Origin of the sequence: Rhizobium etli CFN 42 (genome assembly GCF_000092045.1) — a bacterium.
GTDB lineage: Bacteria > Pseudomonadota > Alphaproteobacteria > Rhizobiales > Rhizobiaceae > Rhizobium > Rhizobium etli.
Genome location: NC_007761.1, coordinates 4,260,103 through 4,281,579, shown reverse-complemented (window position 1 = coordinate 4,281,579; position 21,477 = coordinate 4,260,103). Strand labels below are relative to the sequence as shown.

20 protein-coding genes and 1 riboswitch are annotated in these 21,477 nt (G+C 61.9%); of the genes, 5 read left to right on the top strand and 15 right to left on the bottom strand.

Features of this window, described 5'->3' with window-relative positions:
- Positions 1–84 precede the first annotated feature (84 nt).
- Complete coding sequence (locus RHE_RS20660) at positions 85–1,134, bottom strand: lysine-2,3-aminomutase-like protein (RefSeq protein ID WP_011427228.1); 1,050 nt, start codon at positions 1,132–1,134, stop codon at positions 85–87.
- A complete protein-coding gene (epmA, locus tag RHE_RS20655; RefSeq protein WP_011427227.1) occupies positions 1,131–2,192 on the bottom strand; it encodes an EF-P lysine aminoacylase EpmA in 1,062 nt (353 codons plus the stop codon). The genes RHE_RS20660 and epmA overlap by 4 nt, the downstream gene beginning before the upstream one ends.
- 148 nt (positions 2,193–2,340) lie before the next feature.
- On the opposite strand from epmA, the gene efp reads away from it, so the two are divergent.
- Complete coding sequence (efp, locus tag RHE_RS20650) at positions 2,341–2,910, top strand: elongation factor P (RefSeq protein ID WP_011427226.1); 570 nt, start codon at positions 2,341–2,343, stop codon at positions 2,908–2,910.
- A gap of 174 nt (positions 2,911–3,084) precedes the next feature.
- On the top strand, positions 3,085–3,513 hold the full coding sequence (locus RHE_RS20645) for a lipocalin-like domain-containing protein (protein ID WP_011427225.1): 429 nt from the start codon (positions 3,085–3,087) through the stop codon (positions 3,511–3,513).
- 22 nt (positions 3,514–3,535) lie between these two features.
- Here RHE_RS20645 and RHE_RS20640 read toward each other — a convergent pair whose 3' ends face one another.
- The 6 genes from RHE_RS20640 to metA form a co-directional block, all read right to left on the bottom strand.
- Positions 3,536–4,264 carry an SIS domain-containing protein gene (locus RHE_RS20640; protein ID WP_011427224.1) on the bottom strand — a complete coding sequence of 243 codons (729 nt, stop codon included), beginning with the start codon at positions 4,262–4,264 and terminating at the stop codon, positions 3,536–3,538.
- Between the two features lie 17 nt (positions 4,265–4,281).
- Positions 4,282–5,433, bottom strand: a complete 1,152-nt coding sequence (nagA, locus tag RHE_RS20635; protein ID WP_011427223.1) for an N-acetylglucosamine-6-phosphate deacetylase — start codon at positions 5,431–5,433, stop codon at positions 4,282–4,284.
- A complete protein-coding gene (locus tag RHE_RS20630; protein WP_011427222.1) occupies positions 5,433–6,464 on the bottom strand; it encodes an SIS domain-containing protein in 1,032 nt (343 codons plus the stop codon). Before RHE_RS20630 ends, nagA begins: the two co-directional genes overlap by 1 nt.
- Positions 6,457–7,233, bottom strand: coding sequence for a GntR family transcriptional regulator (locus tag RHE_RS20625; RefSeq protein ID WP_020922565.1), 777 nt, complete (start codon positions 7,231–7,233; stop codon positions 6,457–6,459). Before RHE_RS20625 ends, RHE_RS20630 begins: the two co-directional genes overlap by 8 nt.
- A gap of 132 nt (positions 7,234–7,365) precedes the next feature.
- Positions 7,366–8,388 (bottom strand): aldose epimerase family protein, encoded by a 1,023-nt coding sequence (locus RHE_RS20620; protein ID WP_011427220.1) that lies wholly within the window; start codon positions 8,386–8,388, stop codon positions 7,366–7,368.
- Between the two features lie 118 nt (positions 8,389–8,506).
- A complete protein-coding gene (gene metA, locus RHE_RS20615) occupies positions 8,507–9,430 on the bottom strand; it encodes a homoserine O-acetyltransferase MetA (RefSeq protein ID WP_020922563.1) in 924 nt (307 codons plus the stop codon).
- A gap of 48 nt (positions 9,431–9,478) precedes the next feature.
- A riboswitch (SAM riboswitch) is annotated at positions 9,479–9,556 on the bottom strand.
- A 153-nt stretch (positions 9,557–9,709) separates the two neighbouring features.
- Here metA and RHE_RS20610 point away from each other — a divergent pair.
- A complete protein-coding gene (locus RHE_RS20610) occupies positions 9,710–11,566 on the top strand; it encodes an ABC transporter ATP-binding protein/permease (RefSeq protein ID WP_011427218.1) in 1,857 nt (618 codons plus the stop codon).
- Positions 11,567–11,629: 63 nt separating this feature from the next.
- On the opposite strand, the gene RHE_RS20605 is transcribed toward RHE_RS20610, so the two are convergent.
- From RHE_RS20605 to RHE_RS20595, 3 genes are all read right to left on the bottom strand, one after another.
- Positions 11,630–13,450, bottom strand: coding sequence for an ABC-F family ATP-binding cassette domain-containing protein (locus tag RHE_RS20605; RefSeq protein ID WP_011427217.1), 1,821 nt, complete (start codon positions 13,448–13,450; stop codon positions 11,630–11,632).
- A gap of 3 nt (positions 13,451–13,453) precedes the next feature.
- Entirely contained in the window at positions 13,454–14,110 is a 657-nt protein-coding gene (locus RHE_RS20600; protein WP_187331702.1) for a thiamine diphosphokinase, read from the bottom strand.
- Positions 14,111–14,176: 66 nt separating this feature from the next.
- Positions 14,177–14,704, bottom strand: coding sequence for a MarR family winged helix-turn-helix transcriptional regulator (locus tag RHE_RS20595; protein WP_020922561.1), 528 nt, complete (start codon positions 14,702–14,704; stop codon positions 14,177–14,179).
- A gap of 114 nt (positions 14,705–14,818) precedes the next feature.
- Between RHE_RS20595 and RHE_RS20590 the strand changes: the two genes are divergently transcribed.
- Positions 14,819–16,351, top strand: a complete 1,533-nt coding sequence (locus RHE_RS20590) for an MDR family MFS transporter (RefSeq protein ID WP_011427214.1) — start codon at positions 14,819–14,821, stop codon at positions 16,349–16,351.
- A gap of 389 nt (positions 16,352–16,740) precedes the next feature.
- Positions 16,741–18,285, top strand: coding sequence for a M48 family metalloprotease (locus tag RHE_RS20585; RefSeq protein WP_042119108.1), 1,545 nt, complete (start codon positions 16,741–16,743; stop codon positions 18,283–18,285).
- Between the two features lie 51 nt (positions 18,286–18,336).
- Here RHE_RS20585 and RHE_RS20580 read toward each other — a convergent pair whose 3' ends face one another.
- The 4 genes from RHE_RS20580 to RHE_RS20565 all read right to left on the bottom strand — a co-directional run bounded on the left by RHE_RS20580 (position 18,337) and on the right by RHE_RS20565 (position 21,476).
- Positions 18,337–19,200 carry an RNA polymerase factor sigma-32 gene (locus tag RHE_RS20580; RefSeq protein ID WP_011427212.1) on the bottom strand — a complete coding sequence of 288 codons (864 nt, stop codon included), beginning with the start codon at positions 19,198–19,200 and terminating at the stop codon, positions 18,337–18,339.
- Between the two features lie 374 nt (positions 19,201–19,574).
- Complete coding sequence (locus RHE_RS20575) at positions 19,575–20,147, bottom strand: CarD family transcriptional regulator (RefSeq protein WP_011427211.1); 573 nt, start codon at positions 20,145–20,147, stop codon at positions 19,575–19,577.
- Between the two features lie 394 nt (positions 20,148–20,541).
- Positions 20,542–20,880 (bottom strand): ferredoxin FdxA, encoded by a 339-nt coding sequence (gene fdxA, locus RHE_RS20570; RefSeq protein WP_011427210.1) that lies wholly within the window; start codon positions 20,878–20,880, stop codon positions 20,542–20,544.
- A gap of 191 nt (positions 20,881–21,071) precedes the next feature.
- Positions 21,072–21,476, bottom strand: a complete 405-nt coding sequence (locus RHE_RS20565; protein ID WP_011427209.1) for an RNA-binding S4 domain-containing protein — start codon at positions 21,474–21,476, stop codon at positions 21,072–21,074.
- Between the last annotated feature and the right edge of the window lies 1 nt (position 21,477).

The window sequence follows — 21,477 nt, the reverse complement described above, 5'->3', positions numbered from 1 at the left end:
CTAAGATCATTCGATTAATTATGTTCGACACGGCTTCCGAAGCAGCGAGTACAGAAATGACACGGAAAGTCCGGCTTCGCGTCATCAGGCAGGCGGATAGGAATGCTCGCCGCCGCGGTAATCTGAGACAGAATAACAGCCGTCGCCCGTTGCCTGAACGGTGCTTCCGCTGACGACAGCCTTGCCGTGACCGCCCGGAATATCGAGGATGTAAGTCGGCTGACAGAGGCCGGAAATCTGCCCGCGCAGTGCCGCCACGATCCTCTGCCCCTCCTCGATCGTCAATCTGAAATGACCGGTGCCGGGCGCGAGATCGGGATGATGGAGGTAATAAGGTTTGACGCGGTTTTCGACGAATGCCTTCATTAGGTCGGCAAGAATTGCGGGATCGTCGTTGATACCCTTGAGCAGCACCGATTGACTGACCATGACGATGCCGGCATCGACCAAGCGCGCGCAGGCCGCCCGCGCTTCCATCGTCAGCTCGCGGGGATGGTTGGCGTGCAGCGCCACATAGACCGTCTTACCGCTCGCCTTCAGCGCGGCGATGAGCGCCGCGTCGATTTTCTCGGGATCGACGACGGGAACGCGCGTGTGGAAACGCACGATCTTCACATGCGAGATATTAGCGAGTGCCTTCATGATCTCACGGAGCCGGCGCGGCGAAAGTACCAGCGGGTCGCCGCCGGTCAGGATGACCTCCCAGATCTCCTGATGGCTCCCGATGTAATCGAAGGCTGCCTCCATCGCCGCCGCATCGAGCGTGCCGAGGCCCTGCGGCCCGACCATTTCGCGGCGGAAGCAGAAGCGGCAATAGACCGGGCAGATATGCACGGCCTTCAGCAGCACCCGGTCGGGATAACGGTGCACGATGCCCTCGACAGGGCTGTGAGCGTGATCGCCAATCGGATCGGCACGTTCTTCCGGCGCGACGACGAGTTCGGCAGCGTCAGGCACGAATTGCCGGGCGATCGGGTCGTTGGGATCGGCGCGATCGATCAGCCTGGTGATCTCAGGCGTCAGCGTGATCGCGTAACGCGCGGTCACCGCCTCGAGCGCTGCACGATCGGCAGGCGTAGCAAGCCCCGCTTCGACAAGGTCGTCGACGCTCTTGATCGGTTTGACGGCATTCATCTTCCGTACTCCGCAACCGGCGCCCAGAGCACCTGGTCGATACGCGACGCCCCTGTCGCCAGCATCACCAGCCGGTCGAAGCCGAGCGCGATGCCGCTTGCCTCGGGCATCAGCGACAGTGCCGAGAGGAAATCCTCATCGACCGGATAAGTCTCGCCGTAGATCCGGGCCTTCTCGGCCATCTCGATCTCGAAGCGCCGCCGCTGTTCGCCAGCATTGGTGAGCTCGCCGAAACCATTGGCAAGCTCGACGCCGCAGGCATAGAGCTCGAAGCGCTCGGCGACCCGGGGGTCGCGCGCCGAGGGGCGCGCAAGCGCTGCCTCCGAGACCGGGTATTCGTCGAGGATGGTGATGCGGCCGAAGCCGAGATGCGGCTCGACCTTTTCGACCAGCACCCGGCTGAACAGATCGGCCCAGCCATCGTCATCGGCGACACGCATGCCGACGCGCCTAAGTTCGGCCGCCAGATGGTCGCGATCGGTCGAACCGTCGTCGGCGACGGAGGCAAGGAGATCGATGCCGGCGTGGCGCTCGAAGGCTCCGGCGACACTGATCCGCTCCGGTCCTGCGAAGGGATCGCTCTTCGCGCCGCGATAGGCTAACATCGACGTCTTCACCGTTTCAGCCGCGAGCGCCAGAATCCGCACGCAGTCCATCATCAGGCTCTCGTAGCTTTCACCGGCCCGGTACCATTCGAGCATGGTGAATTCGGGATGGTGCAACGGCCCGCGCTCGCGATTGCGATAGACATGGGCAAAACAGGAGATGCGCTGCTCGCCCGCCGCAAGCAGCTTCTTGCAGGCGAATTCCGGCGAGGTGTGCAGGTAGAACGGCGCCGTCTGACCGTCTGTCGTTATCGCTTGCGTCGCGAAGGCATGCAGATGCGCTTCGTTGCCTGGCGAGACCTGCAGCACCGCCGTATCGACCTCGATGAAATCCTCGCGCGCGAAAAACCCGCGCAATGCCGCCTGAATCGCATTGCGCCCGATCAGGAACGGGCGGCGGTCGGCATGCACGGACGGGGTCCACCAGGGGGACGCTTTGGCCGAAAAATTCATTCCAAGCTTTCTTCGCCGGAGAAGCCGGTATGGGGGTGGCTATTTCCCGGATTTTAGGTTAGTTGCGCCCCCAAAGAAAAACATTTGCATCTTCAGGGCGTCTCGACAGTCCTCTACGACGCCGAAAGCCGAGTTACAAGGAAGTCTTATGGTCAAGGTCATCGCCTCTTCGGTCCGCAAGGGCAACGTTCTCGACGTGGACGGCAAGCTCTACGTTGTTCTCACCGCCCAGAATTTTCACCCGGGCAAGGGCACGCCTGTCACCCAGGTCGACATGCGCCGCATCGTCGACGGCGTGAAGGTTTCCGAGCGCTGGCGCACCACCGAACAGGTCGAACGCGCCTTCGTCGAAGACGTGAACTTCCAGTACCTCTATGAAGACGGCGAAGGCTTCCATTTCATGAACCCGGCGACCTACGACCAGGTGGTCGTCAGCGCCGAAACCATGGGCGACCAGAAGGCCTATCTCCAGGAAGGCATGACCTGCATCCTGTCGATCCATGAAGGCGTTCCGCTGGCGCTCGAACTGCCGCGCCACGTCACGCTCGAGATCGTCGAGACGGAACCGGTCGTCAAGGGCCAGACGGCATCCTCGTCCTACAAGCCGGCCATGCTCTCCAACGGCATCCGCACATCGGTCCCGCCGCATATCGACGCCGGCACCCGCGTCGTCATCGCGACGGAAGACAATTCCTACGTCGAACGCGCCAAGGATTGATCTCGGCAAGGGCTGCTTCTAGCAGCTACTTCTCGACGCATGCATGAATACGGGGCCGCCGTCTCGGCGGTTCCGAAGTCGAAGCAGCCTCGACCGGTATCGCGGCTACATCTGTCCCGCACATCCACCATCTGATATTGTCGGCTCATCCAACAGCGCTTTTGGAGGGGACCGATGGCGAATGTTGCCGCACTGGTTGGAACCTGGCGAATGATCTCCTGGACCCGAAAGGTCGTGGCGTCAGGTGAAGTGACCGACGCCATGGGGGCCGATCCCATCGGATATATCGCCTATCATGCCGATGGACGTATGATGGCGCTCGTCGTGAACCGTCATCGGCCCGCGCTCAAGGGGCCGCGCCCCGCGGACGATGAAAAGATCGCACTTTTCGATTCTATGCTGGCCTATTCCGCTTCCTACACGCTGGAGGACGATAGGGTTATCCACCATGTCGATGCGAGCTGGAATCCGGCTTGGGGCACAACCGACCTCATCCGTCCCTACATCCTCGACGGCGATAGGCTGGTGATCAGCGACGCGCCGGGAACAGACCCGACGACCGGCGAAGAAGTGATCTACCGGTTAGAATTTCGGAAAGTTTGAAGACGCCCAACGAGGTGCTCTCTCAGAGGTGCGGGTTGCGCGGCCGATATTTCTTGACGAGCTTCTGGTTGATCTCGGCTGCCCCCGGCATGTTGGCGCTGAGATAAACAGGCGCATCGCCTGACTTGGAAAGCTCCGAGGCGACTTCGGCGAAGATCGCATTGATGACCGTCACCCCGACCGCCGTCGAGACCGGCCCGACCCGAAGCCCGGTGCCTTCCAGATTGACGACGGCGTCGCCGGGCGGCAGTCCGTTGTCGAGCACGATATCGGCGACCTCGGCGAGCCGCCGGCGACCGTTGGCGATCGCTGTCGAATAGGCGATCGAGGTGATGGCGATCACTTTCGCGCCGATTTCATGCGCGTAGTCCGCGGCCTCGATCGGTGCGGCGTTCACGCCGGAATTCGACGCAATGATGATGACGTCGCCCGGCTGCATGCCGTATCGCTCCAGCATCGGCCGCACGAGGCCCTGGGTCCGCTCATAGACCGAGCTGATGACCGCTCCCTCGTGCAGCATGGCTGATCCGACGAGCACCGGCACCGTGAAGGCAAGCCCGCCGGCGCGATAATGCACCTCTTCGGCCAGCATATGCGAATGGCCGGTGCCGAAGACATAGACGCGCTTGTCACCGCGGGCGGCATCGAGGATCACTGCCGCCGCCTGCGCCATCGGCTCGGCAAGCGTCCGCTTCAGCTCTTCCAGCCGGCCGATCAGATTGGAGAAATAGGTATCGGTAATGTCGGTCATCCTACTTCTCCCTGAGTTCAGGCCGCTTCGCCGGCAAGCCAGGTGGCGGACACGGTGAGCGCATCGGTGAGATGCACGAGATCGGCACGCGCGCCCGGTGAAAGATGGCCGCGATCGGCAAGTCTCAGAAAACGGGCGGGATAGTGGGTCGCCATTCGTAGAGCCTCGGCGAGCGTCAGGTCGAGATAGGTGACGCCGTAGCGGATCGCCGACATCATATCGACGTCGGAGCCCGCGAGCGTTCCGTCGGAAAGCACCAGCTTCGAGCAGAAGCCGCCCCTTTCGCGCCGGACGGTGCGGCCGTTCAGCGTGAACGAGTCCTGCTGCGAGCCGACAAGCGACATCGCATCGGTGACGAAGAACAACTTGCCTTCGCCGCGCTTGGCGCGCAGCGCCGTGCGCAGGACCTTCGGATCGACGTGATGGCCGTCGGCAATGATGCCGCACCAGGTTGCGGGATGATCGATCGCCGCGCCGACGAGGCCGGGCGTGCGATGTCCCATCTGGCTCATGGCGTTGAAGAGATGCGTGACCCCACGCGCTCCGGCATCGAAACGTTCCTCCGCCGCCTCGCTCGAACAATCGGAATGGCCGATGCTGACGGTGACGCCGGCTTCCGCAAGCTCGCGCACCTGGGCGACCGTCACCTGCTCGGCCGCGATGGTGACGAGCAGCGTGCCGATCGACTCACGTGCCCGGATGAAGGCCTTGACGTCACGGTCCTCAACCGGCCGCATCAGCTCGGCCAGATGCGCGCCCTTGCGGGCCGGCGCCAGGTGCGGGCCTTCGAGATGCAGGCCGGCGACGCCGCGGTTTTCTTTTACAGCCTCCTTCGCCGCCTCGATGGCGGCATTGGTCGCTTCCGATGTATCGGTGATCAAGGTCGGCAATAGCGACGTCGTGCCGTAGGGACGATGCCCGCCGGCAATGATATCCATCGACGCTGGCGACGGCTCATCGTTCAGCATTCGGCCGCCGCCGCCATTGACCTGCGCATCGACAAAGCCGGCCGACAGGACGCCGCCTTCCAGTTTGACCGTCTCGCCATTGGGCAGGTCGTTTCCTGCGACGATCGCCTCGACGCGGCCGCCCGCGACAATGAGCGCCTTGTCGTCATGGAAGCGCTCGCCATCGAAGATGCGGGCGCCGACGAAGATCTTGCGGACCATCAGACCGTCTCCGTCACCTTCAGCAGGTTTGCCGGCCGGTCCGGGTCGAAGCCCTTGCGGCGCGTCACCGATTCGATCAGCCGGTAATAGACCAGCAGCGACACCAGCGGATCGACAAGGCCATTGCCCGTCGTTGGCACACGCAGATTGATGCCGGAGAGCGGCTGCGTGGAGAAACCGACGGTGGTGGCACCGAGCTTCTGCAGGCGCTCCAGCGCCTGGCCGTTATTGACGAAAGCCGCATCGTCGGGTGCGAAGGCGACGATCGGAAAGCCCGGCTGCACCAGGCGCATCGGGCCATGCATCAGTTCCGCCAGCGAAAATGCCTCGGCATGCAGGCCGGAGGTTTCCTTGGCCTTCAGCGCCGCTTCGAGCGCGATCGCGAAAGCCGGGCCGCGGCCGGCCGTATAGAGCGAGGTCGCATGGAACAGCACCTCCTCGGCCGCCGCCGTGTCGATCCCGGCGGTCGCCGAAAGCGCCTCCGGCAGTTTTTCCAGGGCTGCCTGCAGGTCGGACGAGCCGCCGATCGCAGCCGTCACGCCGGACAGCGCGGCGACGGAGGCGATGAAGGATTTCGTCGCTGCCACACTCTTTTCCGCGCCGGCATTGAGGCCAAGGACGATATCGGCCTGTTTGGCAAGCGGGCTATCGGTGACATTCACGACGGCGATCGTCGTCGCGCCGCCCTTCTTCGCCGCCTCCTGCAGGGCGACGATGTCCGGGCTCGCGCCCGACTGCGAAACGGTGAAATGCACGCCGCCGTTCAGGTGGAGGGCAGCACCATAGACGGAAGCGATCGAGGGGCCGACCGATGCGACCGGGACGCCGCAGGTGATCTCGAACAGATATTTGAAGAAGGTAGCAGCGTGGTCCGAGGAGCCGCGCGCCGCCGTCGTCACCACGCTCGGGCGGGAAGATGAAAAGAGCCGGGCGATCTCGGCAAAGACCGGTTTTTCCCTGTCGAGAAGCGTGGCCACCACTTCGGGTGATTGGCCTGCTTCCTGCAGCATCAGCGACTGGTTCTCACTCATGGTCATCTCCAATTCTCAATTCGGCAACGAAGTCATAGGCATCGCCGCGATAATGCGAGCGGGTGTATTCGACGACGCGCTGGTCTTCCAGGCGCGAGACACGTTCAATCAGAAGCGCTGGCGCGCCTGCCTTGACGTTCAGCATCGCAGCATAGGACGCATCGAGCGTGACGGCGGTAAGCCGCTGCAACGCACGGACCGGCCGGTGCCCATTCGACGCCAGCGCATCGTAGAGCGATCCCTCGCCACCGGCGTTCTCCCCCAGAAACTTGACCGGCACGACGGCGCGCTCGATTGCCAGCGGCAGACCATCGGCAAGGCGCAGCCGGTCGAGCCTCAGCACCGGTTCGCCGCCGCCGAGGCCGAGCAGGAAGGATTCCTCCGGCGACGGCGCGTTGATCTCCCGCGACAAGATGCGTGCGGCCGGCAGACGCCCGCGCGAGCGCATGTCGGCGGAGAACGAGGAAAGCCGCCAGAGCGATTGCTCCATGCGCTCCACCTTACTCGATACGAAAGTACCGCTTCCATGGCGCGATTCCAGTGCGCCCGCCGCCATGAGGTCGCGATAGGCAGTGCGCACGGTAACGCGGCCGAGCTTCAGAACCTCGGCAAGGTCGCGCTCGCCCGGCAGCGCCGTGCCGGGCTTCAGCAGGCCTTCCTGAATGAGGCTGGTCAGCGCCTGCGCCAGCCGCTTGTAGAGCGGGCCGGCCAGCGCTTCGTCGCGCAGGCCGCGTCTATTGAGTTCAGCTACTAGACTGGTTCTATCCATGGATACACAATAGAACCTATATAGAACCAATCGGCAAGCCTGAATCGGAAGATGCAGAAGAAAAAACCCTCCCCGGCAATCCGAAGAGGGCTCATAGCGGTCAAATTTGACGGCCGTGCGTCTGCAGAGCGCTCAGCTCTTGGTGAAGATGTAATCCGTCTGCTGGCGCAGCACCTCGCCTGGACGCAGGACCGCATTCGGGAAGCCATCGTGGTTGATTGCATCCGGCCAGACCTGCGTCTCCAGGCAGAAGCCGGCGAACGGGCCGTATTTACGGCCGTCGAGGCCGGGCGCGCCGGTATTGAGCTTGAAGCCGGCATAGAACTGCACGCCCGGCTCGGTGCTGCGCACTTCTAGCGACACGCCGGAATAGAGGCTGCGGGCGAGCGCCACGGTCCGCTTAGCGGTGCGCTCGCGAGACAGGCAGAAATTATGGTCGTACAGCACCTGTTCGCTGCCGACGAAACGCTTCATCGGAGCCATCTCGCGGAAATCGAATTCGGTGCCGTCGACGGGGCGGATCTCGCCGGTCGGCACCTGCTTCTCGTCGGTCGGCAGATAGTGATCGGCGGCGATCATAATGTCGTGGCCCAGCGCGTCTTCGCGACCGTCGAGGTTGAAATAAGCGTGCTGACAGACATTGGCGAGCGTCGGCTGATCGCTGGTCGATTCGTAGGTGATCGACAATTCACCATTGCCGTGCACCCAGAATGTCGCCTGGATGGTGCAATTGCCGGGATAACCGGCGCGGCCGTCGGGATCGACGATCTTCATCACCAGGCGATCGGCCTCGTGCTCGACGATCGTCCAGTTGCGTTTGGCGATGTTGTCGCTGCCGCCATGCAGATGCGTGACGCCGTTTTCGTTTCGCTCGAGCTGGTAGTCCTTGCCGTCGAGCGTGAACCCGCCGCCGCCGACGCGGTTGGCGCAGCGGCCGGGCGTCGCGCCGAAATAAGCCGAATAGAGGGGATAGCTGTCAAAATCCTCGAAGCCGAGCTGAAGCGGCGCCTCATGGCCTGCAAGGCGCAGATCCTGGATGACCGCGCCCCAGGTAATGATCCTGACCGTCAGGCCGCCGCCCTTGATGACGACGCGATAGACGGTCTCGCCCGCCTTCGTCTGCCCAAAAACTTCCCGCTCCAATTTATTCGACATGATCGACCGTCCGTTCCTTTGCGCGTCCGATAAAGACGCGCGACGCTATAGGGTTCCGGACCGGAACCTGCCCGCATTTGCTCCGAACCGCAACCGGCAGGTCAGAAAGAAATGCCGTTCAGAGATCCATGCCGATCTCTTCGACGTCGTAGGGCGTCGTCTGGTAAATCTCGTTGATCCAGTTGCCGAACAAGAGGTGCGCGTGGCTGCGCCAGCGGTTCTGCGGCGCAAGCGTCGGATCATTATGCGGGAAGTAATTGTGCGGCATCTTGATCGGCACGCCGGCATCGACGTCGCGGAAATACTCGTCCGAAAGTGAGGTGGAATCATATTCGACGTGGTTGAACATGTAGAGCCGCCGGCCCCGCTTCTCGTGCACGAGGCATACGCCCATCTCGCTGGATTCCATCAGGATTTCCAGGCTTGCGGATTTCTCGATATCTTCGCGGCGCACCTCGGTCCACCGGGACACCGGCACTTCAAAATTGTCGGAAAAACCGTTCAGATAGATGGAGGAGGGCTTCAGGTTCCGGTGGCGGTAGACGCCGAAGGCCTTTTCCTTCAGTTCGTATTTCGGAACGCCGTGAAAGTGATAGATCGCCGCCATCGCGCCCCAGCAGACGTTCATCGTCGAATGGACGTTGGTCTCTGTCCAATTGAAGATCTCCTGCATCTCTGCCCAATAGGTCACGTCCTCATAGGGGAGAAGCTCGATCGGTGCCCCGGTGATGATGAAGCCGTCGAACTTGCGCTGCTTCACCTCTTCCCAGGTCTGGTAGAAGGCGAGCAGGTGATCCTCGGATGTGTTCTTCGCCTTGTGGCCGCCGATGCGGATGAGCGACAGCTCCACCTGCAGCGGCGAAGCGCCGACGAGACGGGCCATCTGCAGTTCGGTCTTGATCTTGTTGGGCATCAGGTTGAGCAAGCCGATCTGCAACGGTCTTATATCCTGACGGATGGCCATCGTCTCGGTCATCACCCGCACACCTTCCTGGACCAGGGTTTCGAAAGCGGGCAGCGTATCGGGGATCTTGATGGGCATTTGCGGTCAACTCGATCAAAATAAAAAACCGGTGGCGAAAAAATCGCTACCGGTCCGCACGCGGCCCTTTAGCGACTTTTTTAACGTGGCTGCAAGCCGGCCGGCCAAATCACCACGGAGTGCCTTAATTAGTCCCAGTTGAGCCGCGAATCAACTCTGAATGCATGCGGGAGCGGCACGTCAAGAATCATCACACTTTAATGACTGATAGAATCTGTTGATAGACCGGTAACGCCACCATGTTAATAATGTCAGTATGGGCGGTGTTGGAAAAGGGTGATGGCAGACAAGATCGAAGGGAGGCCGGGCATCCGGAAGCGGGATAGAGTAGGGTATGATTTCAGCCTGACATATCGCCTTGGGGTGATGTTCTCAGCATTCTGGAATTCGCAAGTGCGTGGCAAGGTGCTGTTTCTGGCGACCGTGCTGATCCTCGTCATCCTGGCGACGGCCTATGGCCAGGTCATCCTCAACGAGTGGAACGCCCCCTTTTACGATTCGCTCGAGCGCCGCGATCTCGGCGAGTTCTTCCACCAGCTCGAAATCTTCGCAATGATCGCCGGCACGCTGCTGCTGCTCAACGTGCTGCAGGCCTGGCTGAACCAGATGACGGCGCTCTATATGCGCGAGGGCCTGTCGCGCGATCTCGTCGACCAGTGGCTGAAGCGCAAGCGGGCGCTGCGGCTCGCCTCGAGCGGGCTGATCGGAGTCAACCCGGACCAGCGCCTGCACGAGGATTCCCGCAACCTCGCCGAAAGCACGACGGGACTCGTGCTCGGCCTCTTACAGTCGACCATCCTTCTGGTGAGCTTCATTGGCGTGCTCTGGGAGCTGTCGAGCGGCTTCGTCTTCCGCATCAGCGGCCACAGTTTCTCCATACCGGGTTATATGGTCTGGGCAGCGATTTTCTATGCCGCTTCTGCCTCGGTGCTGAGCCAGGTCGTCGGCCGCAAGCTGGTCAAGCTCAATGCCGACCGGTTCTCGAAGGAGGCCGAGCTTCGTTTCACGCTGATGCATGCCAACGAGAACATGCCGGCAATCACCGTCGCCCGCGGTGAGGAGAACGAGCGCCGGCGCATCAATACCGATATCAGCTCGGTACTGAGGGTCGTCAAGCGGCTCGCCATGGCCAATACCAATCTCACCTGGGTTTCAGCCGGCTACGGCTGGCTGGTGATCGTCATCCCGATCATCGTTGCCGCACCCGCCTATTTTTCCGGCGGCCTCACCCTTGGTCAGCTGATGATGTCGGTCGGCGCCTTCAACCAGGTCAATACGGCGCTGCGCTGGTATGTCGCCAATTTCGGCCCGATCGCCGAATGGCGTGCCACGCTGATGCGCGTCACCGACTTCCGCCAGGCGCTGCTCGACATGGACGAGGACTTTGGCCTGAAGGGCAGCATCGCCTATGAGAACACCGCCCCCGACAGGCTGACGCTGAAGGATGTGGTGATCAATGCCAAGATCGGCGAAGACATCGAGGAATGCGGCGGTTTTCGCCTGCGTGAAACCGATATCGTGATCAAGGCCGGCGAAAAAATCATGATCAACGGCGATCATAGCGTCAACCGCAAGCTGCTGTTCCAGGCCATGGCCGGCCTCTGGCCGTGCGGCAGCGGCACGATGGGTCTGCCGCCGATCGACGACATGCTGTTCGTTCCACAGATTGCCTACATTCCGGGCGGCACGCTGCGCGAGGCGCTTGCCTTCCCCGAAAGCCCCGATGCCTACGAGCAGGCTGCTGTCGAGGCGGCCCTTGAAAAGGCTGGCCTGCACTCTCTGATCGCAAGGCTCGATACCCGCGCCCGCTGGGACAAGCTGCTCGGCGGCGATGAACAGAAGGCGATCGGCTTCGCCCGCCTGCTGCTGGTGCGCCCGCGATGGATCATCTTCGACGAAGTGCTCGAGGGCATGGAGCCGGAATGGCAGGAAACGATGTGCAGCGCGCTGACTTCGATGCCCGAAACCGGCATGATCTATATCGGCCGCTCTGAAACCTATCTGGAGGCGCTGCAGCCGCGGGTGTTGCATCTGCAGGCTCTGCCTTCGAGATCCGAAGAGCCGCAGCAGCAGGTCGCCCAGACCGGCGCCAGTGCCAGTGTCGGCACCGCCGCCGTCACCGCTCCGGCGCTTTAATACGTCCCCTGATCGGCAGGACCCCTGCCTACAGCGTGACGCGAGCAGCTGAGTGCGATAGCCTCAGCCCTCCAGCTCTTCCCGCAGCATTTCGAGCTCCAGCCACTGCTCTTCCATCTTGGTCAGGCCCGCGCGCAGCTTTTCCATCTCGCCTGCAAGCCGGTTGAAGGCAGCGGGGTCGCGCGTGAAGAGATTTGGATCGGCCATGACCAGTTCGCGTTTGGCGATCTCGGCCTCGGCTTTGGCCATCTCCTTCGGCAGGTTTTCCAGCGCGAATTTCTGCTTGAAGGAGAGCTTGCCCTTCGAGGCTGCGCCGGAAGCTGTTGTCTCCTGCGTCCTCGGCTTCTCCGCCGCTTTCTCGGCCTTTCTGCGCTCTTCGAGCGCGCCCTTGCGCTGCGCCAACATGTCGGTGTAGCCGCCGGCATATTCGATCCATCGACCGTCGGGCGCATCCGGCACGGCGGGCGCGATCGTCGAGGTTACGGTGCGGTCGAGGAAGTCACGATCGTGGCTGACGATGATGACGGTGCCGGGAAAGCCGGCGACGATTTCCTGCAGAAGGTCGAGCGTCTCGATATCGAGATCGTTGGTTGGTTCATCGAGGATCAGGAGGTTTGTCGGGCGCGCCAGGATGCGAGCCAGCATCAGCCGGGCGCGCTCGCCGCCGGAGAGGCTCTTGATCGGTGTGCGCGCCTGTTCCGGCTGGAACAGGAATTCCTTCATATACCCCGTGACATGGCGCTGCTCGCCACTGACAAGCAGGTTTTCGCCGCGCCCGTCGGTCAGGTAGTTTGCAAGCGTATCCGCGGGGTTGAGGTCCTCGCGCTTCTGGTCGAGGGTGGCGATCTCCAGGTTGGTGCCGAGCTTCACCGTCCCGCTATCCGGCGAAAGCTGGCCGGTCAGCATTTTCAGGAGCGTCGTCTTGCCGGCGCCGTTCGGCCCGACGAGACCGATGCAATCGCCGCGATGCACGCGGATCGAGAACGGCGAGACAATGGCCCGGTCGCCGAAGCTCTTGGTGATCTTCTCGGCCTCGATCACCAGCTTGCCTGACTCCTGCGCGTCCGAAACCGTCGCCTGCACCGTGCCCTGCGGCCCCTTATGCTCGCGATATTGCGAACGCATCGTCTGCAGCTCGCCGAGGCGGCGCATGTTGCGTTTGCGCCGGGCCGTGACGCCGTAACGCAGCCAGTGTTCTTCGCGCTCGATCGCCTTGCCGAGCTTGTGCTGCTCGAGCTCTTCCGCCTCCAGCACCTGGTCGCGCCAGGCTTCGAAATGCGCAAAGCCCCTGTCGAGCCGGCGCGAGGCGCCGCGATCGAGCCAGACGGTTGCCGTCGAGACTTTTTCGAGGAAACGACGGTCGTGGGAAATCAGCACCAGCGCACTGCGGGTCTTCTGCAGCTCGCCTTCCAGCCATTCGATGGTCGGCAGGTCCAGATGGTTGGTCGGCTCGTCGAGCAGGAGAATATCGGGTTCCGGGGCCAACACGCGGGTAAGAGCGGCCCGGCGTGCTTCACCGCCCGAAAGGGTGCTCGGATGTTCTTCGCCGGTCAGGCCGAGATGTGACAGAAGATAGGTCACGCGATAGGGGTCGTCGCCCGGTCCCAGCCCCGCCTCGGCATAGGTCTGAACGGTGCTGAAACTGGCAAAGTCCGGCGCCTGTTCGAGATAGCGCACCGTCGAGGACGGATGACGGAAGACTTCGCCGGACTGCGCCTCGACCAGGCCGGCGGCAATCTTCAGGAGCGTCGATTTTCCCGATCCGTTGCGCCCGACGAGACAGATCTTGTCGCCGGGCTCGACCTGCAGCGACGCACCCGCCAGAAGCGGTGCGCCGCCGAAGCTCAGGAAGATATCATCGAGTTTGAGGATGGGAGGGGCCAAATATCAGACTCCGGAAAGATCATAGGGGCGGGCAAGCACGATCGCCCGGCCGCTTTCGAGCGAAAAGCGAACCTTGCCTTCCGCGACGTTGGAAATGGTGCGCGATGAGCCGAAAGGCAGGTGGAAATTCGTGAGGGGATAACGCGCATTCTCGATCGAAAGTCCGGTCAGCGGACCAAATCCGGGCACCGAAAACAGGCTGCCTTTGGGAAGATCGAGCTCGATCGTGCCGGGAACCAGCGGCACTGCCTCTTCCTTGCCCGAGGTCAGCAGTACGTCGAAACCCCTTTCCGCCAGGCCGACAGCCGACAGCAGATGCTGAAGCGCATGGTCGGAGCGGTCGCCGCCGAGCGCGCCGGCGAGGATCAGCCGCCGTGCGCCACGCGCGATCGCTTCCGACACGGCGATTTCGCCGTCCGTTGCCGCCTTTGCTGCGGGATAGGGCTGCTTCGGCACATCGCGAAACCCCCCTTCGAGCTCGGGGGGCGTTGAATCGAAATCGCCGACCCAGAGCTCCGGCATGACACCAAGCGCCATCGCATGCCGCATGCCGCCATCGGCCGCGATGAAACGGCTGCCGCCGATCGCGTGGCGCAGACGCTCCGTCAGGCTGAGCTCGCCGCCGAGCAGAATGGTAAAGGTGGATTGGCTCATGGGCATTGCCCTTAGCGCAAACGGGGGGTCGAGGGGAAGGGGCGCCGTATCGCGGATCGGCGGCCCGTCGCCTCAACCGGGCGTATCCCTGTCGCGCGACAGGAAAATTGCTTCGTAGCCACCGATGAAGCGTTCGAACAGCGTCGCGAAACGCTCGATATCCTCGCCTGGCCAATCGGAGACGATCTCGGAGATGATCGCGAGCTTCTGCGCATGGATCTCGGCAAGCAGCGCCTGACCAGCGTCGGTGATGACGACGACGATCCGCCGTGCATCGGCCTGCGAGGCCTCGCGACGCAGCACGTTGCGTCCAACCATCTCGGCCACCACCCGGCTTGCTCGCGACGGATCGATGCGCAACATCTCCGCGATCGTGCCGACAGTCACCTCGCCGGCAGGCTCGGCCCGCCGCACGGCGTCCAGCACGTCGAGATGGGAAAGCTCAAGCCCCGGCGCGGCGCTCTGGATTGCCAGCCTGCCGATCAGCCGCCGCCCGGTCATCAAACGCATGCGGGCCATACTCCGGCCGATGCGCGGCAGGTTTTCGTCGTCCGGCTCGGCCGAGCTGTTGGACAGGATCTTGGTCAGAGTCTCATTCATCACGGAACCATAACAGAGCCGCCGCAAAAATTGAATATGCCGATGTCATTCGTGTGTCATTGACAAATACGTGCTGACAGCACATAAAACAGATCGAACCCGGAAGTAAGCCTCATGGACATGCAACTCGCGCCTGCGCCGCTCGTGACGGATCCTCGTCGCCGGCTTATCCTCTTCTTCTTTCTGATGACCGCCATGTTCATGGCCACACTCGATAATCAGATCGTCTCCACGGCGCTGCCGACGATCGTCGGCGAGTTTGGACATCTTGAACGTTTCGGCTGGATCGGCTCGGCCTATCTCCTGGCGCTCAGTGCGGTCATGCCGCTCTACGGCAAGCTTGGCGATCTCTACGGCCGCAAATATGTGATGATGACAGCGATCGCAATCTTCACGGTCGGTTCCGCGGTCTGCGGCCTCGCCGTCTCGATGGACACGCTGATCGCCGCCCGGGTGCTGCAAGGCCTCGGCGGCGGCGGCATCATGGTATCGATCTTTGCCGTTAACGCCGATCTGTTCGAGCCGCGCGAGCGCGCGCGCTATCAAAGCTATTCCAGCCTCGTGCTGATGGCTTCCGGCGCGATCGGCCCGGTGCTCGGGGGAACGATGAGCGATCTCTTCGGCTGGCGCTCGATCTTCCTCGTCAACGTGCCAATCGGTTTCATCGTGCTCACCGGCCTTGCCTTCATGCTGCCCTACCGCAAGCCGCATCGACGCCCGAAGATCGATTATGCCGGCGCGCTGCTGATCGCCCTGACGACGACGAGCATCGTGCTTGCCACAGACAGCAGCGAATTGTTCGGCTCGTTGATCTCACCACAGAGTATCGGGATCGTCGCCTTCGGCGCCGTCTGCGGCGTGACCTGGGTGATCGTCGAGCGTCGCGCGCCGGAGCCGATCGTTCCCCTGCAGCTCTTCCGCAATTCGACCTTCAGCCTACTCCTGGTAATATCGGTGATGGGCGGCGCCATCGCCATCGGCATGGTCAACTACCTCGCTCTCTTCCTGCAGACGACGACCGGCCTTTCGCCATCGGCCGCCGGCCTTCTGTTCATTCTGCTGACCGGTGGTCTCGTTTGCGGATCACTGTCTGCCGGGCGTATCATCTCGATGACCGGCCGCTACAAACCCTTCGCCATCGCAAGCCTCACCTGTAGCGCCACTGCCTTCGCGTTGATGTCGCAGGTCCATGCGGGAACGCCGATCGCCTTCATCGGCGCGACCATGATGCTGCATGGCATCGGCATCGGCCTTGCGCAGCAGGTCCCCGTCATCGGCGTGCAGAATACCGCCCCCGCCCGCGACGTCGGTGCCGCGACCGGCTCGGTGACGCTCTCGCGCATGGGCGGCGCCTCGATCGCCATATCGATCTATGGCGCGATCATCGCCTCCGGGCTCGGCAAGGTCGGCGCTCCCATTCCCGGTGTTGCCGATATCGAACAGCTGACGCCGAAGATGATGGCCGCCCTTCCCGATGCGAGCCGCCACGCAGTCGCAGATGTCTATGCCGCCGCCTTCTCGCCCCTTTTCATGACTTCCTGCGCCATTGCCCTGATCGGCCTTGCTGCCGCAATGATGCTGAAGCCCGTGCAGTTGCCGCGCACCGGGGAAACGAAGCGACCGCAACCGGCGGAAGCGGCGGAATAGCGGGCGGCGGCATAGCGGGAATATTCACCAGCAGACGTTCCCTTGTCGCATGATTAAATCGAAAGTTGCGTTTTTTTAGCGGGCTGCCGTTTTCCAGCCCATTGCTTCAATCACGCCGCTTTTTTTCCGCGCCGCGGACAAATCTGTGCCAGGTGACGGAACTTTCGCCATAATTTCATCCGAGCGAAGGGAGGCCTCACGGCTGAGGCATTGCCAAAATGCAACGGCGCCACAATTAAACAGAGTCTCGCTATGCAACCGATGCGTAAATCAGCTACAGCAATGACTTGTATCGGCCTAATGTGCAGCGCGAGATCAGGGGTGCACACCTGTTGAGTTCCCCTTGCCAAGGCCGGCCCCGATTTTCGGCAAACCGGCAAAGCGGCGAAATGATGCGGAGAACCAGACTGGATAGCTTGACGACGTGGAAATCACCCGCGCTTTCCAGTGATGCCATCTCCGCGGCGCGCCGTTTGGCGCGTCGCCTGGTGTTACTTTCAGCCATCGCAATGACGCTGAACGGGTGTCAATCGCTGATCGAACAATCCTATCAGCCGAGCATCTCGCCGTCTTCCAATCCGCAGATCGTTGACGAGGTGCAGAAGAACGACCCGCGCGCGGCGATGGGCGCCCGCGAACATCCGCGCATCGTGGCAAGCTACGGCGGCGAATATAAGGATGCCAAGACCGAGCGTCTCGTCGCCCGCATTGCCGGCGCGCTGACGGCGGTGTCGGAAAATCCGAGCCAGTCCTACCGTATCACCATCCTGAACTCCCCTGCCATCAACGCCTTCGCGCTGCCGGGGGGTTACCTCTACGTCACCCGCGGCCTGCTCGCCCTAGCCAACGACGCCTCGGAAGTCGCCGCTGTGCTGTCGCACGAAATGGGCCACGTAACGGCGAATCACGGCATCGAGCGGCAGAAGCGCGAAGAAGCCGAAGTCATCGCCAGCCGCGTCGTCGCCGAGGTCCTCTCGAGCGACATCGCGGGCAAGCAGGCGCTTGCCCGGGGCAAGCTCAGGCTTGCCGCCTTCTCCCGCCAGCAGGAGCTGCAGGCCGATGTCATCGGCGTTCGCATGCTCGGCGAGGCCGGCTACGACCCCTATGCCGCCGCCCGTTTCCTCGATTCTATGGCGGCCTACAGCCGCTTCATGTCGGTCGACCCGGAAGCCGACCAGAGCCTCGACTTCCTCTCGAGCCATCCGAACTCCGCTCAGCGCATCGAGCTTGCGCGCACCCATGCGCGCGCCTTCGGCCAGGAGGGGATGGTCGGCGACAAGGGCCGCGACTATTATCTCGACGGCATTGACGGCCTGCTCTACGGCGACAGCCCGGAAGAAGGCTTCGTGCGCGGCCAGACTTTCCTGCATGGCGGCCTCGGTATCCGCTTCGACGTGCCGGCGGACTTCAAGATCGACAACAAGGTCGAAGCCGTGATGGCCACCGGCCCCAACGACATCGCCGTCCGCTTCGATGGCGTCGCCGACAACCAGAACCAAAGCCTCACAAACTATATCTCGAGCGGCTGGGTGACCGGTCTCGACCCATCGACCATTCAACAGATCACCGTCAATGGCATGGAAGCAGCGACCGCCCGCGCCAGCGCTGATCGCTGGGATTTCGATGTCACCGTGATCCGCAACAATGCGCAGATCTTCCGTTTCCTGACCGCCGTGCCGAAGGGCAGCGACGCCCTTGAACCGACGGCCAATGTTCTGCGCGCCAGTTTCCGGCGCATGAATCCGGCGGAAGCGGCTTCGTTGAAGCCGCTGCGCATTCGCGTCGTGACGGTGCGGCCGGGTGAGAACATCTCGACGCTCGCCGCCCGCATGATGGGCACCGACCGCAAGCTCGATCTCTTCAAGCTCATCAATGCCCTGCCGACGGGCGCGGCCGTTTCCCCTGGCGACCGCGTCAAAATCATCGCCGAATAAAAAAGCCCGGCTTGCGCCGGGCCAGGCAGTGCTGCTGGAAGGTCAAGAAGTTCACGCGTAGGCTGCCATATGCGGATCGGCGCTGACCAGCGCGCTGCGAAGCTTTTCCATCGCCCGGCTTTCGATCTGGCGCACGCGCTCCTTGGAAATGCCGAGATCGGCGCCGAGCTCTTCGAGCGTGGCGCCGTCTTCCGCCAGGCGCCGGGCGCTGATGATCTTCATCTCGCGTTCGTTGAGATGTTTCAGCGCCGAAGCGAGCCAGACGCGGCGGCGCTCGCCGTCGATCATATTGGAAACCTGCTCGTCCGGCAGCGGATCGTCGCTGACGAGAAAATCCATCTTCTCCGCGCTCTCGGCATCGCCGGAGACGGAAGGCGCCTGGAGCGAAGCGTCGTTGCCGGAAAGCCTGGCATCCATGGTCTGCACATCGGCAAGGCTGACGCCGAGGGCTGCGGCGATTTCCTGATGAATGGATTGCAGCGTCAACTGCGTATCGCCCCTGGCGAGTTTGGCGCGCAGGCGGCGCAGATTGAAGAACAGCGCCTTCTGCGCCGAACTGGTGCCGCCGCGCACGATCGACCAGTTGCGCAGGATATAATCCTGGATCGACGCCCTGATCCACCAGCTGGCATAGGTCGAAAAGCGCACGTCCCGTTCCGGTTCGAAACGCGCGGCGGCCTCCAGCAGACCGACATAGCCCTCTTGCACGAGGTCGCTCATCGGCAGACCGAAATTGCGGAACTTGCCGGCCATGGAGATAACCAGGCGCATATGCGCCATGGCGATTTGGTTGCGCGCACCGCGATCGTCGTGATCTTTCCAGCGGGTGGCGAGATCGTGCTCTTCCTGACGGGCGAGATAGGGGGCGGCCATCGCGATTTTGATCATGCGCCGATCTGCAGACATGTTCTTCATTTCGATCTCCCAAAACAGGCCTTCGCCCTCAAAATGAACAATAAAACTCGTCTTCCGGAACATCGCTGTCCGGACTGAATGGGGTTCTGAATGCAAAAGGGCCTCGCCCCTGGACTTTTCAGGGAGAGGCCCTAATTCTCATCATGTGCCGCTAAGACGGCTGGGCCGGACCTGTTTCTTCACGTTGCCGGATGGGCAATATTGAATAGGCATGATCCGCTCCTCATCGAACATTGACGGAATAGCAGTTCGCCCGACGAGCATCGCCCGACGAGCAGTCCGCAATTACGTGTGATGAACGCGCCAGCGCGGAAAAAGTTCCAATAAAAAACCCGGCTCGATGGCCGGGTTTTTTTAGGAAAAAGAAGGTCGCGTTATGCGGCTTCGTCCTGCGAGTCGTCTTCTTCGATGGCTTTGCCGCGCTTCGGACCCTTGTTGAGATTGGTCTCGACGAGGCGGACCGCCTCGGTTTCCGACATCTTGTTGACAGCGGCGATCTCGCGGGCCATGCGATCGAGCGCTGCTTCGTAGAGCTGGCGCTCGGAATAGGACTGCTCGGGCTGATTCTCTGCACGATACAGATCACGCACGACTTCAGCGATGGAAATCAGATCACCGGAATTGATCTTGGCATCATATTCCTGGGCGCGGCGGGACCACATGGTGCGTTTGACGCGCGCCTTGCCCTGCACAACCTTCAATGCACGATCGACGAAATCCGTTTCCGAAAGCTTGCGCATTCCGATGCTCATCGCCTTGGCGACCGGAACCTTCAGGCGCATCTTGTCCTTCTCGAAATCGATAACGAAAAGTTCGAGCTTCATGCCGGCAACTTCTTGCTCTTCGATAGCGGTGATGGTACCGACGCCATGAGCGGGGTAGACGATCGATTCACCGGTCTTGAAGCCGTGACGTGCTGTAGAAGGTTTTTTCTGCTGAGTCGTCATTCTATCCAAAAACTCCCTGTTACGCTTCCGGCGGCGGCCGGAGCCGGGTCAGTCAGGCCCGGTTGAGACGGTTGCATCCGTCGGGTGACTTCACTCTGGTCCCATCAGGCAAAAGCAAGGACTTCTTGCGCGCGATCTGGGGGACCCGGCGCTCAAAGCGTTGATATGTCACGGAAACCGCGTACGGATTGGTTTTGCTTTCGTGATGGTTTTGGGCATGCGTCATGCCACAAATGGAACAGTAGGCGAAACCTATCATAAAAATATGAGGAAATCAATAATTTGGTTCGCCTGAGTCATGCGGGCAACACACATCACCCATATGCGACACGCAGGATTTAAAACGTTTCATCGCGTAAGCTCCCAAATCCGACGGTCGAATCGGGCGGCCGTGTTAATCGCCGGAACCGGGTTTTTCGGAGAAATACTTCTCGAATTTTCCGGTCTGGCCGTCCATCTCCTTGGCCTCCGGCAGCGGGTCCTTCTTGACCGTGATATTCGGCCAGATGCTGGCATACTCTGTATTGATCTTCAGCCACTTGTCGAGGCCTGGTTCGGTATCCGGCTTGATCGCCTCGGCGGGACATTCGGGCTCGCAGACGCCGCAATCGATGCACTCGTCAGGATGGATGACGAGGAAATTCTCGCCTTCATAGAAGCAGTCGACGGGGCAGACTTCTACGCAATCGGTGTATTTGCACTTAATGCAATTGTCGGTCACGACATAGGTCATGAAGAACTCCAGGATTTCCATGCGGATGGGACCGGGCAACCTGGAACGTCGCGCCTATCCCGTGCCGGACGAAGCGTGGACAGGCTTGGGAGGCAAGCACGCTTCCGGCAGGTTGTCAGTGACGTATCGGCTTTATCGCCGGATTTCAAGGATAAACGATCTGCAAAAGCCGCCGCCGCAGACAGAGTTTTCTAATCCTCGTCCGACATCAGTCTGTCGATTGCGCGTCTTTCCTTTTTGGTCGGACGGCCGGTCCCGGTCGCCCGGATCGCCTGCTCGTAGGGGCTGAGACGTTTTGCCTCATCCGGCAACGGGGATTGGTCATCATAGAGCAGGCGGGCCTCCTCGTAGGGACCCCGCCGCTCGCCGACGAGACGCACGATGAGGACGACGTCACGCCGTTCCAGCGTCAGTTCGATGCGGTCGCCCGGCTTGACCATCTGACTCGGTTGGCTGCAACGCTCGCCGTTGATGCGCACGTGCCCCGACTGGACATGGCTCTGCGCCAGCGAACGCGACTTTACCATGCGCGTGAAGAACAGCCACTTGTCGATGCGCTGGCGCGAACCGCTTGCTGGCTGTGTTTCCCCGCCCATG

Excerpts from the sequence above, each read along its gene's own strand:
- RHE_RS20660 (WP_011427228.1), bottom strand. The coding sequence starts at position 1,134 with ATGAATGCCGTCAAACCGATCAAGAGCGTCGACGACCTTGTCGAAGCG.
- epmA (WP_011427227.1), bottom strand. The coding sequence starts at position 2,192 with ATGAATTTTTCGGCCAAAGCGTCCCCCTGGTGGACCCCGTCCGTGCAT.
- efp (WP_011427226.1), top strand. The coding sequence starts at position 2,341 with ATGGTCAAGGTCATCGCCTCTTCGGTCCGCAAGGGCAACGTTCTCGAC.
- RHE_RS20645 (WP_011427225.1), top strand. The coding sequence starts at position 3,085 with ATGGCGAATGTTGCCGCACTGGTTGGAACCTGGCGAATGATCTCCTGG.
- RHE_RS20640 (WP_011427224.1), bottom strand. The coding sequence starts at position 4,264 with ATGACCGACATTACCGATACCTATTTCTCCAATCTGATCGGCCGGCTG.
- nagA (WP_011427223.1), bottom strand. The coding sequence starts at position 5,433 with ATGGTCCGCAAGATCTTCGTCGGCGCCCGCATCTTCGATGGCGAGCGC.
- RHE_RS20630 (WP_011427222.1), bottom strand. The coding sequence starts at position 6,464 with ATGAGTGAGAACCAGTCGCTGATGCTGCAGGAAGCAGGCCAATCACCC.
- RHE_RS20625 (WP_020922565.1), bottom strand. The coding sequence starts at position 7,233 with ATGGATAGAACCAGTCTAGTAGCTGAACTCAATAGACGCGGCCTGCGC.
- RHE_RS20620 (WP_011427220.1), bottom strand. The coding sequence starts at position 8,388 with ATGTCGAATAAATTGGAGCGGGAAGTTTTTGGGCAGACGAAGGCGGGC.
- metA (WP_020922563.1), bottom strand. The coding sequence starts at position 9,430 with ATGCCCATCAAGATCCCCGATACGCTGCCCGCTTTCGAAACCCTGGTC.
- RHE_RS20610 (WP_011427218.1), top strand. The coding sequence starts at position 9,710 with ATGGCAGACAAGATCGAAGGGAGGCCGGGCATCCGGAAGCGGGATAGA.
- RHE_RS20600 (WP_187331702.1), bottom strand. The coding sequence starts at position 14,110 with ATGCCCATGAGCCAATCCACCTTTACCATTCTGCTCGGCGGCGAGCTC.
- RHE_RS20595 (WP_020922561.1), bottom strand. The coding sequence starts at position 14,704 with ATGAATGAGACTCTGACCAAGATCCTGTCCAACAGCTCGGCCGAGCCG.
- RHE_RS20590 (WP_011427214.1), top strand. The coding sequence starts at position 14,819 with ATGGACATGCAACTCGCGCCTGCGCCGCTCGTGACGGATCCTCGTCGC.
- RHE_RS20585 (WP_042119108.1), top strand. The coding sequence starts at position 16,741 with ATGATGCGGAGAACCAGACTGGATAGCTTGACGACGTGGAAATCACCC.
- RHE_RS20580 (WP_011427212.1), bottom strand. The coding sequence starts at position 19,200 with ATGAAGAACATGTCTGCAGATCGGCGCATGATCAAAATCGCGATGGCC.
- RHE_RS20575 (WP_011427211.1), bottom strand. The coding sequence starts at position 20,147 with ATGACGACTCAGCAGAAAAAACCTTCTACAGCACGTCACGGCTTCAAG.
- fdxA (WP_011427210.1), bottom strand. The coding sequence starts at position 20,880 with ATGACCTATGTCGTGACCGACAATTGCATTAAGTGCAAATACACCGAT.
- RHE_RS20565 (WP_011427209.1), bottom strand. The coding sequence starts at position 21,476 with ATGGGCGGGGAAACACAGCCAGCAAGCGGTTCGCGCCAGCGCATCGAC.